The following is a 12,458-nucleotide window of genomic DNA, read 5'->3' as shown; positions in this document are numbered from 1 at the left end:
CGCTCATAACGTGCCGCGGGCCGACGATCCGGGCGCCGGGCCCGGCCGGGCGGCCGGATCCCCGACGGGTTGCGCCCCCGGAGCCACGGCCGGACTCACTGCCGGATCAGCAGCGGGATCAGCGGCCGGCTCCGCGACCGGTTCGGTCCACGTCAGGGACACCGACACGGAGGCCTTGCCGCCGCCGTCCGCGAGGACCCCGATCACCTTGCCGGACTGGGCGGACAGCTCGATACCGAAGGTGACGGCGACTTCGACCGGGGCGGCGGGGCTCAGCCCGGCGCGCAGCGACCGCACCACACCCTGTACGACATCGGTCAGTCCACCCGCCATGGAGACGACCCGGTCACCGATCCCGGTGTCCCGGTAGCCACCGCCCCGGTCGAGCTCCTGCGCCTCGCTGACACGGGCCCAGACGACGGTCCCGTCGTCGAGCCGAACCTGTGCGATCCCATTGGCCACAGCGTCCCCCGCTCCCCCACGCGATGAATGGTGAAGGTTAATCGCTGCAGGGTACGAGCGCGAGGGACTCGGCGATCAGTGCCTATCCTGGCTGGGAACAACCGCTGTCCACCTGGTCCACTCCCCCTGTCCGACCCCTGTCCCACCCACGGAGCAACACCTTGTACTTCACCGATCGCGGTATCGAGGAGCTGGAGAAGCGGCGCGGCGAGGAGGAAGTCACCTTCGAGTGGCTCGCCGAGCAACTGCGTACGTTCGTCGATCTCAACCCGGACTTCGAGGTTCCGGTCGAGCGGCTCGCGACCTGGCTGGCCCGCCTGGACGACGACGAGGACGACGCCGAGTAGGTGGGCACGGCGGCGCATCGCGGGCGCACACGCGCGGTCCCGGCCCGGCCTCCGCGTCAGGCGCGGGCGCGGAGCCGGTCGTACGCCAGGCCGAGCGCCCCCTGCGCCACCAGCACGCCGCCCGCGAACGCCCAGCCGCCGCTGCGCCGCCGCAGGCCCCACAGGGCGAGCGAGACGCCGGCCGCCAGCTGGGCCCCGTTCAGCAGGCGGGCCCTCGGCCCGCGCACCCAGGGACCGACGGGGCCGCTTTCGACGACGTCGAGCTCCGCGCGCACGGCGTCGCGCCAGCCCGGCCACTCGACCGACTCCGTGCCCGGCTGCACCCGCGCCGCCTCGCGCAGCCGGTCGGCCGGTTCGCCGGGCGTCAGCCCCGGGGGAAGCGCGACGCCCAGGCGCGACAGGACCGCGATCAGGCCGAGCAGCCGTGCCCTGCCGTCCGCGTCGGGGTCGGGGCGGGTGAGCGCCGCGAGGGACTCCATGTCGAGTACGGGGTCGAGTCCGAGCCGCGCCGCGAACGTACGCATCGCCTCGTCCTCCCCCACCGGCGTCCCGTCCGCCAGCCATTCGTAACCGACCTGGCGCCGGAAGCCCGAAGCGAGCGTGAAGCCGGCCCGGTCGGCGTCCCACCAGAGGGCGAGAACCGGCCAGGTGACGCCGACGGCGAGGGCCGTGGCCCAGCCCGCCAGGACGCGGTCGACCGGTTCGCCGTCGTCCAGCCATGGTTTGCCCTCGGGTACGACCACGCTCCAGCCGTCGGCGGAGCCGCCGGCCGGCGACAGCAGCAGCCGTTCGCGCAGCAGATGCGCCGCGGGCCGTACCGCCTCGGGCTCGGCCCCGCACAGCAGCAGCGCCCCCACGGGGCCGAATCCGGGTGTCGCGTTCATGCCCTCACGCTAGGGCACTTTGCCCGCATATGACGCGTACGAGTGGGCCGCACGCGCAGCAGCCCCGCCTTGACTTCCCCCGGCCGCGATATATCGTGTTTATCAATAGACGCGATATGTTGCGTCAGGCGAGGCGGGCCAGATCGGGGAGACGACATGACAGAGCTGGAATGGGCGGTCGCGGAGCCGCGGAAGCTCACCTTCGAGGACCCGGTGACCGCGCTCAACGTGCGCATCGTCAACGGGACGGTGAATGTCGTCGGCATCGAGGAAGGCCCCGCCCGCCTCGAAGTCTCCACGATCGACGGCCCGCCACTGACCGTGACCCACAAGGACGGCACTCTCACCGTCACCTACGAGGACCTGCCCTGGAAGGGCTTCCTCAAGTGGCTCGACCCCAAGGGCCGGCACCGCAGCGCGGTCGTCTCCCTGGCCGTCCCGGCGGACTGCTCCGTAGAGGTCGGCGTCATCGGCGCCGGTGCCGTCGTCTCCGGGGTCCGCGGACGTACGGACGTACGCGGCATCACCGGCGACACCACCCTCGTCGGTCTCTCCGGCGCCGTCCGCGCCGACACCGTCGCGGGGAACCTGGAGGCTCAAGGCGTCACCGGCGACCTCCGCTTCCACTCGGTCTCGGGAGACCTGACCGTGGTCGACGGTTCGGGATCCTCCGTACGGGCCGACTCCGTCAGCGGCGACATGGTCGTCGATGTGGACCCGGCAGGGAAGCCCACCGACATCGCCCTCACCTCGGTCTCCGGTGAGGTCGCCATCCGGCTGCCGCACCCGGCCGACGCGACGGTCGAGGCGAACACGGCGAGCGGCTCCGTCTCCAACGCCTTCGAGGACCTGCGGGTCAGCGGCCAGTGGGGCGCGAAGCGGATCACGGGCACGCTCGGGTCCGGCAGCGGCCGGCTGCGCGCGACGACCGTCTCCGGCTCCATCGCCCTGCTGCGCCGCCCGCCGGCCGAAGAAGACCTGCACGAGGCCGACGCCAACAAGAAGGTGCTCTGACATGCCCCCCGTCTTCGCCCACGGCCGTCTGCGCCTGTACCTCCTCAAGCTGCTCGACGAGGCGCCGCGTCACGGTTACGAAGTGATCCGCATCCTGGAGGAGCGTTTCCAGGGCCTGTACGCCCCGTCCGCCGGCACCGTCTACCCGCGCCTCGCCAAGCTGGAGGCCGAGGGCCTGGTCACGCACGCCACCGAGGGCGGCCGCAAGGTCTACTCGATCACCGACGCGGGCCGCGCCGAACTGGCGGGACGCGGCGGCGAACTGGCCGACCTGGAGCTGGAAATCCGCGAGTCGGTCTCCGAACTGGCCGCCGAGATCCGCGACGACGTACGCGGCGCGGCGGGCAACCTGCGCCGTGAGATGCGGGCCGCGGCGAGCGAAACCCGCCACACGGCCGCACCGTCGCAGCCCAAGGGGGGCGACTGGGAGAGCGCGTTCGGCGACAGCGAGTCATGGAACGCGGCGAAGGAGGAGCTGCGCAAGGCCAAGCAGGAGTGGAAGGAGCAGGCCCGCCGCGCGAAGGACGAGAGCCGCCGCGCCCGCGAGGACGCGCAGCAGGCGCGCCGCCAGGCCAAGGAGGCCCAGGAGAAGGCGCGCGAGCAGATGCAGCGGATCGCGCAGCAGGTGCAGGACCACTTCGCGCGGGGCGACTGGCCGAAGGGGGTGCGCGAGGGCCTGGCCGAGGTCACCAAGGAGTTCGGCTTCTTCGGCCGTCCGGCGGCGCCCCCGCAGGAGCCGGCCGATGCCGAGGTCAAGGTCGAGCGCGCGGACACTCCCCCCGAGCCGGAGTGGGCCCAGGAGCCCCCGTCCGGCGACCCGGCCCGCGACCTGGACCGCCTGCTGGACCGCTTCCGCGACGACATCCGCGACGCGGCCCGGGACCACGGCGTAACGGAGCACGAACTCCGCGAGGCCCGCCGCCACCTGTCGACGGCAGCGGCCCACATCGGCGCACTCCTGCGCGGCCCGAAGGCCTAGCCCCAGACCCCGGAGGGGCTGGACTCGGCCGCACCATCCAGCCCCTCCGGCGTTTGAGGAGCGGGGTCTGGGGCGGGTAGAGGAAAGCGCCGCAGGCACCCGCAGCGCACCACACCCGCCCCGCACCCCGCGCACCCGCACCCAAGCCCGCGCCCCGTCACCCCACCGCGGCCTCGCCGCCGCCACCGGCGCCCCCCACCGAGCCGCCCCCGAACAGCCCCCGCTCCACCGCCCCGTACGTCGCGCCGTACTCCGCGAGTACGTCGGCCACCGCGCCCGGCTGCGCGACCAGCGCCAGCAGCAGGTGCTCGTCGCCGATGCGCCGGTCACCGCGACCCAGCGCGACCCGCAGGGACTTCACCAGCACGGCCTTCGCCTGCGGCGTGAACGGGCGGTGCCCCGTCAGCAGACCGCGCTTCGGGCCGCGGCCGGACTGCATGACGCCCTCGCCGTGCGCCTGCTCGACCTTCGACACGATCTCCGCGACGTCGATGCCGATACCGGCGAGCGCCTCCTGGTCCGCCTTCGACAGGCCACCCCGGCGCCGCGCATCGGCCAGCGCCCGCGCCACCGCTTCCCGCCGTCCGGCGATGCCCAGCGAGGCGAACGCGAAGGACGAGCGCGTGCCCTCCTGGTCCAGCAGGGCCAGCAGCAGATGCTCCTCGGTGACCGAGTCCGCGTCCGCGCGTTCCGCCTGGACGACCGCACCCTTCACCGCACCCCGGGCACTCTTCGTAAACCGCTCGAACATCAACGCCTCCCGTACTTCTTGTGGACGGCCTGCCGACTGACGCCCAGTTCGGCCGCGATCTCCTGCCACGACCAGCCCTGGGCGCGGGCACTCCTCACTTGCACGGCTTCGAGCTGCTCCAGCAGCCGCCGCAGGGCGACAACAGCGCGCAGCCCGACCCGTGGGTCGCGATCGCCCGCGCGCTCGGCGAGATCCGTTGCATTGGTCATGCGTGTCAACCTACATTGACACGCCGCGACCGTCAACCACAGTTGACACGAAGGGGTCCGGACCGACCGTCACCGAGATCCGCGCACCCGGCCGGGCATGGATCCGCCCGCCCAGCACCCACGCCGCCCCCTCCACCGCCACTCGCCAGTCACGGGCGCGCGACGGCAGCGACAGCTCGGTAGCGGCGCCGCGCCCGGAGGCGACGTACGAGAGGCGGTAGGTCCGCGTCGCCGGGTCGTACGACTCGGATCGCACCCGGCCCGCGACAGCGGACGCGTACGGCGACGCCGTCTGCTCCTTGTTCGTACGGAACTTCCCCGCCCCGTCCACCGCGCAGTAGCCACCGCCGTAACACCACACATAGCCCGCCCAGCCGGAGCTGTAGCGGTTCATGGACGCCAGCGCCTCGCGGTAGAAACGCCCCATGTTGGGGAGGGCGTTGTTGAGAGGCCCCCACTCCCCCACCACCACCGGCACCCGGTGCTCCTTCGGATACGCCGTGACAGCCGCTTCGTACGACTCGATCCAGCCGGCCGCCGGGTCGTAGTCGGCGCCCGCCTCCATCGCGGTGTTGTAGAAGTGCGGGGCGTACACGACCTTCGGGTCCTTGATCTTTCCGAGGCCGGTCGGCACGCCCTCGCCCACGATCGGCGTCGGCTCGACGAACACCCAGTTGTCGCGGTCGACGGAACGTACCGCGTCCGCGAGGCGGTTGTGCATCGGCGTGATCTGGTCGCGCTCGATCCGGCGGGCGGCGGTGGGCAGGTCCTCGCCCTCCCCCAGCTCACCCATCGGCTCATTGATCAGGTCGTACCCCAGCACGGCCGGATGCCCCTCGAACCGGTCGGCGAGCACGCGCCACATGGCGGCCTGGGCACGCTGCAGATCCGGGTCCTCGTAGAGGTGGGTGAAGGCGCGCTGCACGGCCGGCTGGAAATACTCCGAGAACCAGTCGTCGGGATTCGGCGTGAACGGCAGCCCGTCGGTGCGCGTCGCCCACTCGGGGATGCCGCGATGCCCGAAGGCCGGGCCGAAGACGTCCTGGTGGGCGTCGATCAGCACCTGGATGTCGTACGTGTCGGCCCAGTCCAGGATCCGCTCGATCTTGCGGAGGTACGCCGCGCTGTACTGCCCCCGGCGGGGTTCCAGGTCGTCCCAGAAGACGAGCAGCCGGGCGAAGTTGAAACCGTTGGCGTTCAGGTCGCGGAAGTGCCGCTCCGTGATGGCGGCGAGCGCCTTCTCACCGCGGTTCGTCTTGTCCTCGACGTTCCAGCCGCGCAGGGTGATGACGCGGCCGCGGTCGTCGGTGAGCCGCGGTATACCGCCCCCGCCTTCCTCCGCGTTCTCCGCGTTGGCGGCCGGGGTCAGGACCCCGGCCGCCAGCGCGACCGTACAGACGAAAGCACCAATGCCTCTGAACGTTCGCATGGACACCCCTCCAGCACACGTGGACGCGTAACGCGTACCGGAGAGGCAATCAGCAGAACTGACGGACCATCAAGAGGTAGTCAGCACGATCTTCCCGAAGAGGTCGCCGCCCGCCATCCGATCGAAACCCTCGCGGGCGCGGTCGAGCGGCAGCACCTCGTCGATGACGGGGCGTACGCCGGTCGCCGCGCAGAAGGACAGCAGGTCCTCCAGCTCGTCCTTGGATCCCATCGTCGAGCCGACGACCTTGAGCTCCAGGAAGAAGATCCGGTTCAGCTCGGCGGACGGCGGGTTGGGGCCGCTCGTCGCGCCCGAGATCACCAGCGTGCCGCCGGGCCGCAGGGACTTCACCGAGTGCGACCAGGTGGCGGCGCCGACGGTCTCGATCACCGCGTCCACGCGCTGCGGCAGCCGCGCGCCCGGCTCGAACGCCTCCACCGCGCCGAGCTCGACGGCGCGCTTGCGCTTGGCCTCGTCGCGGCTGGTGGCGTACATCCTGAGCCCGGCCGCCTTGCCGAGCACGATCGCGGCGGTCGCGACACCGCCGCCGGCGCCCTGCACGAGGACGCTGTCGCCGGGGCGTACGCCGGCGTTGGTGAAGAGCATGCGGTACGCCGTGAGCCAGGCGGTCGGCAGGCACGCGGCCTCCGCGAACGACAGCTCCTTGGGCTTCGGCAGCACGTTCCACACGGGGACGGTGACCTGCTCGGCGAAGGTGCCCTGGTACTTCTCGGTCAGGATCGACCGCTTCTCGCGCGGGCCGACGCCGTGGCCGGTCTCGCCGATGACGGAGTGCACGACGACCTCGTTGCCGTCGGCGTCGATGCCGGCGGCGTCGCAGCCGAGAATCATCGGCAGAGCCTCCTCACCGAGGCCGACGCCGCGCAGGGACCAGAGGTCGTGGTGATTGAGGGAGGCGGCCTTCACGTTGACGGTGGTCCAGCCGGGTTTCACCTCGGGCGCGGGCCGCTCACCCAGCTCAAGGCCGTTGAGCGGGTGGTCGCGGTCGATGCGGGCGGCGTAGGCAGCGAACATGACCATGACGATAGGCCGGGCGGGTGCGTGGCGGAACCACGCATTGGTGTGACACACGTCAACTCAGCAAACGGGGGCAGGCGCCGGTTGCCGGCGCTTGCATACGCTCCCGCGCACCGGAACGCGCACGGGCCGTGCCGCCACCCCTCAGCGGGGGGACGCCACGGCCCGTATGCCTGCGTAAAGCCAGGAGCGCCTACCGCCGCGCCACACCCTCCGCGCGGGCAGCCGCGGCCACCGCCGCAGTGACGGCCGGGGCGACCCGCTCGTCGAACGGGGACGGGATCACGTAGTCCGCGGCCAGCGCGTCACCGACGACATCCGCCAGCGCGTTCGCCGCGGCGATCTTCATGCCCTCGGTGATCCGCGACGCCCGCACCTGAAGCGCACCCGCGAAGATCCCCGGGAAGGCCAGAACGTTGTTGATCTGGTTCGGGTAGTCGCTGCGCCCGGTCGCGACAACCGCCGCGTACTTGTGCGCGACGTCCGGGTGAACCTCGGGGTTCGGGTTGGCCATGGCGAACACGAACGCGTCCGGCGCCATCGAAGCCACCGCCGGCTCCGGCACCGTACCGCCGGAAACACCGATGAAGACATCGGCACCGGCCAGCGCCGTCTCCAGCGAGCCGCTCAGCCCCGCCCGGTTCGTGATCTCGGCCAGCTCGCGCTTGACGTCCGTCAGATCCTCGCGGTCCCGGCTGACGATGCCCTTGCGGTCGGCCACGGCCACGTCACCGAGCCCCGCCGCCAGCAGGAACTTCGCGATGGCAACCCCGGCCGCACCCGCGCCCGAGATCACGGCGCGCAGGTCGCCGAGCGTACGGCCGGTGAGCTTGGCGGCATTGCGCAGCGCGGCCAGGGTGACCACGGCCGTGCCGTGCTGGTCGTCGTGGAAGACCGGAATGTCCAGCTCCTCCTGGAGCCGGCGCTCGATCTCGAAGCAACGCGGCGCCGAGATGTCTTCCAGGTTCACGCCGCCGAAGGACGGGGCGAGCCGCACGACGGTCTCGATGATCTCTTCCACGTCGGTCGTCGCGAGCGCGATCGGAACCGCGTCGACGCCACCGAACTGCTTGAAGAGGATCGCTTTGCCCTCCATGACGGGGAGCGAGGCCTCGGGACCGATGTCACCGAGCCCCAGAACCGCCGTACCGTCCGTCACGACGGCCACGACGTTCGACTTCCAGGTGTAGTCGTTCACGAGCTCGGGCTGCTCCGCGATCGCGCTGCACACCTTGGCGACGCCCGGCGTGTACGCGAGGGACAGGTCGTCCTTGTCGCGCACCGGAACGGTCGCCTGGATGGCCATCTTGCCGCCCCGGTGCAGGGCGAAGGCCGGATCGAAGGGCTCCTCCGGAGCACCTTCCGCACTGTTGTCCGTGCTGCTGTCGCTGCGAGGATTGACGATCTCCGCTGCCATTGTTTTACCCCTTAAGTCTTCATCAATTGAGGGTGGCCGCTCCTGGTTGAGGAGGGGTGGGCGGGCACCGCGTCCGTTCCCTGCACCAGGCGGTTGGCCCGCCCTGGCAGAGAGGAGGTACGTACGCGCGGGCGCGCCGCACACGCGCCCTGAGCCCCGGATGAGGGGTGTAACCGTCTTTTCTACCTGATCGGCGGCATCAACGAGAGCCCATATCACCTCGGTGACACGACTCATGCACACATGTACGGACAAGTCCGGTTTGTTGCATGAATCGGTTCCGAATGGCGAGACGGACCGAAGATTTTCCGGCCGGAACGGCAGTGCTCAACAGATGGTCCGGCCTTGATGTACCGGCCTGTTGAGATTCGGGGGTCACCCGTTACCCGATTTTGACATGACTGGAGCCCTGAATGGGCTAGTCCGAATGGCAAGATGCCGTAATCACACGAGGTCGCGATACTCGAAGTAGTGTGCCCGACCTCCCAGGCCACTCCCCCGTCCCGCTGGAGGAACCACCCATGACCGCACGCACCATCCGCCGTACGACCGCCATCAAGTCCCGGATTGTCGCGGTCGGCGCGATCGCGGTCGCGGGCACGATGCTGCTGACCGCCTGCGGCGACCAGACCGGCGGCGGCAAGAAGGACGACCCGGACAAGGTCTCGTCCGCCCCGCTCGCCGACAAGCTGCCGCAGGCCATCCAGGACAAGGGCGTCATCAAGGTGGGCTCGGACATCGCCTACCCGCCGGTCGAATTCAAGGACAAGACAGGCAAGACGGTCGGCATCGACCCCGACATCGCCGCGGCCCTCGGCAAGCAGCTCGGAGTGAAGTTCGAGTTCGAGAACGGCACCTTCGACACCCTCCTCACCGGCCTGCGCTCAAAGCGTTACGACATCGCGATGTCGGCCATGACCGACACCAAGCAGCGCCAGGAGGGCATCGACTCCGAGACCGGCAAGAAGATCGGCGAGGGCGTCGACTTCGTCGACTACTTCATCGCCGGCGTCTCCTTCTACACCCCCAAGGGCAAGACCCAGGGCATCAAGGGCTGGTCCGACCTCTGCGGCAAGAAGGTAGTCCTCCAGCGCGGCACCGTCTCGCACGACATGGCCAAGGCCGAGTCGAAGAAGTGCGAGAAGGACAAGAAGGGCAAGATCGCGATCGAGTCCTTCGACAACGACCAGCAGGCCCAGACCCGCCTGCGCGGCGGTGGCGGGGACGCCGGCTCCTCCGACTTCCCGGTCGCGGCGTACGCCGTGAAGACCTCGGGCGGCGGCAAGGACTTCGAGCTCGTCGGCGAGCAGGTCGAGGCCGCTCCGTACGGCATCGCGGTCGCCAAGGACAACAAGGAGCTCACCGAGGCGCTGCGACTCGCTGTCAACGCGATCATCAATAACGGCGAGTACGACAAGATCCTCTCCAAGTGGGGCGTCAAGGCCGGCGCCATCAAGGAAGCCAAGATCAACGGTGGCTCCTGAAAACCGGCCGAGCTCTGAAAGGCACCACCCGTGACTGTTGACGTCAACAAGACGGACGGGCCCGAGGACGCACCGACCCCCGTGGGCGGACCGGAGGCCATCAAGGCCATCCCGGTCCGGCACTACGGGCGCTACGTGTCCGCGGTCGTCGCCGTCGCTCTGTTCTTCTCCATCGTTTACGCCTTCGCCCAGGGCAAGATCAACTGGGCGGCCGTTCCCGACAACTTCTTCGACGACCGGATCCTCGACGGTGTGGGCCAAACCCTGCTCCTGACCGTCCTGTCGATGGCCATCGGCGTCTTCGGCGGCATCGTCCTGGCCGTGATGCGGCTGTCGAAGAACCCCGTGGTCTCGTCGATCGCGTGGTCGTACATCTGGTTCTTCCGCGGCACCCCGGTGCTCGTACAGCTCATGGTCTGGTTCAACCTGGGCCTGGTCTTCGAGTACATCAACCTCGGGCCGATCTACAAGGACTACTGGTCCTCGTTCATGACGCCGCTGCTCACGGCGTTGCTCGGCCTGGGCCTCAACGAGGCCGCCTACATGGCGGAGATCTGCCGCGCCGGTCTCCTCTCGGTCGACGAGGGCCAGACGGAGGCGTCGCACGCGCTGGGCATGAGCCACAACAAGACGCTGCGCCGGATCGTGATCCCGCAGGCGATGCGCGTGATCGTGCCGCCGACGGGCAACGAAGTCATCAACATGCTCAAGACGACTTCGCTGGTCTCCGCGGTGCAGTTCTACGAACTTCTCCGCCAGGCCCAGGACATCGGTCAGACGTCGGGCGCCCCGGTGGAGATGCTGTTCCTCGCCGCCGCCTGGTACCTGATTCTGACGACCGTCTTCAGCATCGGCCAGTACTACCTGGAGCGGTACTACGCACGCGGTTCGACCCGCAGCCTGCCCGGGACTCCCTTGCAGAAGATCAGGGCCAACATTCTGTCCCTGAGCAACCGTAGTGGTGCGGAGGCAGCCCGATGACCCCCATGGTGAAGGCCGAGGGCGTACACAAGTCCTTCGGCGCCGCCCACATCCTCAAGGGCATCGACCTTGAGGTCGCCCCGCGCGAGGTCTTCTGTCTGGTCGGTCCGTCCGGCTCGGGCAAGTCGACCTTCCTGCGGTGCATCAACCACCTGGAGCAGATCAACGCCGGCCGGCTGTACGTCGACGGCGAGCTGGTCGGCTATCGCCAGAAGGGCGACAAGCTGTACGAGCTGAAGGACAGCGAGGTCGCACTGAAGCGCCGGGACATCGGCATGGTCTTCCAGCGCTTCAACCTCTTCCCGCACATGACGGCGCTCGAAAACGTCATGGAAGCCCCGATCCAGGTCAAGGGCGAGGCGAAGGCGGTGGCCCGAGAGCGGGCCGAGCGTCTGCTGGACCGCGTCGGCCTGGCCGACAAGGCGAAGAACTACCCGTCGCAGCTCTCCGGCGGCCAGCAGCAGCGCGTGGCGATCGCCCGCGCGCTGGCGATGGAGCCGAAGCTGATGCTCTTCGACGAGCCGACGTCGGCGCTCGACCCCGAGCTGGTGGGCGACGTACTCGACGTGATGCGCGGTCTCGCCGAGGACGGCATGACGATGATCGTCGTCACGCACGAGATGGGCTTCGCCCGTGAGGTCGGCGACGCGCTGGTCTTCATGGACGATGGCGTGGTGGTCGAGTCGGGCAACCCGCGCGACGTACTGACGAACCCGCAGCACGACCGGACGAAGGCGTTCCTCTCGAAGGTTCTCTGACCGGCATCCCTCTTCTGAGGAGCCGACCGAATGGGCTCCGCCGCGCAATGCGGCGGAGCCCATTCGTTGGTGACGGTCACAAAACCCGGGTACCGGCGCGACCTCAAGAAAACCTCAGAAATCACGAAGATCGCTATGCGCGGCTCACAGGCCGCCATAGTGTGCGCGGTGACCGTCTCGCCGGATCTCCGGCGAGTCAAAACTGGGGGTTTCATTGAATCGCTTCATGCAAAAAACGGCGCAAGTGGTCGGCGTCGCCGGAATTGTGGCCGCGTCGGTCATGACGGGGCCCAGCGCCCAGGCGGCGAGTGGTGGTGGCTGCTACAGCTATACCGAAGGCTCGACCACCAGGGCCACATATGTCGACATAAAGACGTGCATCAGCGCGCCGCGCCGCAGTGTGGGCCGACCCGACGCGTACATCACGCTTCGCTCCGGCCATCCCGCCTGCAAAATCCACATTCGGGTGGCCCGGTCGGGCAATTCGAGGCTGATGTCCCAGAAGGTGCACTCGTGCCCCCGCGGAGGCATTCGCAATAAGCGGTTCACCGCCCCCGACTTCCGCGACAGCACGGCCGAGCGGGGCGAGGCCTACGCCACTTATACGCAGATATCGTGGACGTCCAGCGGGAACGCCACGCTCCCTTACCGTAGCCCCTGGCTCAAGCTTCCGTAAGAACGACGAAATATAGAAGTGGCGCCGCC

At 69.5% G+C, this 12,458-nt stretch carries 13 protein-coding genes; 6 read left to right on the top strand and 7 right to left on the bottom strand.

The features are described 5' to 3' along the window. Nucleotides 1–3: 3 nt before the first annotated feature. Nucleotides 4–462 carry a CU044_2847 family protein gene (locus J7E96_RS37605; protein ID WP_308296087.1) on the bottom strand — a complete coding sequence of 153 codons (459 nt, stop codon included), beginning with the start codon at nucleotides 460–462 and terminating at the stop codon, nucleotides 4–6. A gap of 161 nt (nucleotides 463–623) precedes the next feature. Here J7E96_RS37605 and J7E96_RS22755 point away from each other — a divergent pair, with 161 nt between their 5' ends. Then, on the top strand, nucleotides 624–809 hold the full coding sequence (locus J7E96_RS22755) for a DUF6104 family protein (RefSeq protein ID WP_214977923.1): 186 nt from the start codon (nucleotides 624–626) through the stop codon (nucleotides 807–809). Nucleotides 810–865: 56 nt separating this feature from the next. On the opposite strand, the gene J7E96_RS22750 is transcribed toward J7E96_RS22755, so the two are convergent. Continuing rightward, nucleotides 866–1,693, bottom strand: a complete 828-nt coding sequence (locus J7E96_RS22750; RefSeq protein ID WP_215133516.1) for a hypothetical protein — start codon at nucleotides 1,691–1,693, stop codon at nucleotides 866–868. 156 nt (nucleotides 1,694–1,849) lie between these two features. On the opposite strand from J7E96_RS22750, the gene J7E96_RS22745 reads away from it, so the two are divergent. Further along, on the top strand, nucleotides 1,850–2,707 hold the full coding sequence (locus tag J7E96_RS22745) for a DUF4097 family beta strand repeat-containing protein (RefSeq protein WP_215133515.1): 858 nt from the start codon (nucleotides 1,850–1,852) through the stop codon (nucleotides 2,705–2,707). Nucleotide 2,708: 1 nt separating this feature from the next. Next, nucleotides 2,709–3,686, top strand: a complete 978-nt coding sequence (locus J7E96_RS22740; RefSeq protein ID WP_215133514.1) for a PadR family transcriptional regulator — start codon at nucleotides 2,709–2,711, stop codon at nucleotides 3,684–3,686. Between the two features lie 157 nt (nucleotides 3,687–3,843). On the opposite strand, the gene J7E96_RS22735 is transcribed toward J7E96_RS22740, so the two are convergent. The 5 genes from J7E96_RS22735 to J7E96_RS22715 form a co-directional block, all read right to left on the bottom strand. After that, complete coding sequence (locus J7E96_RS22735; RefSeq protein ID WP_215133513.1) at nucleotides 3,844–4,437, bottom strand: Clp protease N-terminal domain-containing protein; 594 nt, start codon at nucleotides 4,435–4,437, stop codon at nucleotides 3,844–3,846. Beyond that, nucleotides 4,437–4,646: a helix-turn-helix domain-containing protein gene (locus J7E96_RS22730; protein WP_215133512.1), complete on the bottom strand. Its 210-nt coding sequence runs from the start codon at nucleotides 4,644–4,646 to the stop codon at nucleotides 4,437–4,439. Before J7E96_RS22730 ends, J7E96_RS22735 begins: the two co-directional genes overlap by 1 nt. Nucleotides 4,647–4,656: 10 nt before the next feature. Further along, nucleotides 4,657–6,075 (bottom strand): cellulase family glycosylhydrolase, encoded by a 1,419-nt coding sequence (locus J7E96_RS22725; protein ID WP_215133511.1) that lies wholly within the window; start codon nucleotides 6,073–6,075, stop codon nucleotides 4,657–4,659. A 69-nt stretch (nucleotides 6,076–6,144) separates the two neighbouring features. Beyond that, nucleotides 6,145–7,110, bottom strand: coding sequence for a zinc-binding dehydrogenase (locus tag J7E96_RS22720; RefSeq protein WP_215133510.1), 966 nt, complete (start codon nucleotides 7,108–7,110; stop codon nucleotides 6,145–6,147). A gap of 196 nt (nucleotides 7,111–7,306) precedes the next feature. Then, on the bottom strand, nucleotides 7,307–8,530 hold the full coding sequence (locus tag J7E96_RS22715; RefSeq protein ID WP_215133509.1) for an NADP-dependent malic enzyme: 1,224 nt from the start codon (nucleotides 8,528–8,530) through the stop codon (nucleotides 7,307–7,309). Between the two features lie 521 nt (nucleotides 8,531–9,051). Between J7E96_RS22715 and J7E96_RS22710 the strand changes: the two genes are divergently transcribed. Genes J7E96_RS22710 through J7E96_RS22700 form a run of 3 tightly spaced genes read left to right on the top strand, consistent with a single transcriptional unit; the run spans nucleotide 9,052 to nucleotide 11,753 of the window. Further along, the gene (locus J7E96_RS22710) at nucleotides 9,052–10,014 is read left to right on the top strand and encodes an ABC transporter substrate-binding protein (protein ID WP_215133508.1); all 963 of its coding nucleotides are present in this window, start codon (nucleotides 9,052–9,054) and stop codon (nucleotides 10,012–10,014) included. 30 nt (nucleotides 10,015–10,044) lie between these two features. Further along, nucleotides 10,045–10,995 (top strand): amino acid ABC transporter permease, encoded by a 951-nt coding sequence (locus tag J7E96_RS22705; RefSeq protein ID WP_215133507.1) that lies wholly within the window; start codon nucleotides 10,045–10,047, stop codon nucleotides 10,993–10,995. After that, nucleotides 10,992–11,753 (top strand): amino acid ABC transporter ATP-binding protein, encoded by a 762-nt coding sequence (locus J7E96_RS22700; protein ID WP_285439503.1) that lies wholly within the window; start codon nucleotides 10,992–10,994, stop codon nucleotides 11,751–11,753. Before J7E96_RS22705 ends, J7E96_RS22700 begins: the two co-directional genes overlap by 4 nt. Nucleotides 11,754–12,458 lie beyond the last annotated feature (705 nt).

It is taken from the genome of Streptomyces sp. ISL-96, from assembly GCF_018614035.1.
GTDB lineage: Bacteria > Actinomycetota > Actinomycetes > Streptomycetales > Streptomycetaceae > Streptomyces.
This window is presented reverse-complemented; position numbering and strand designations above follow the sequence as displayed.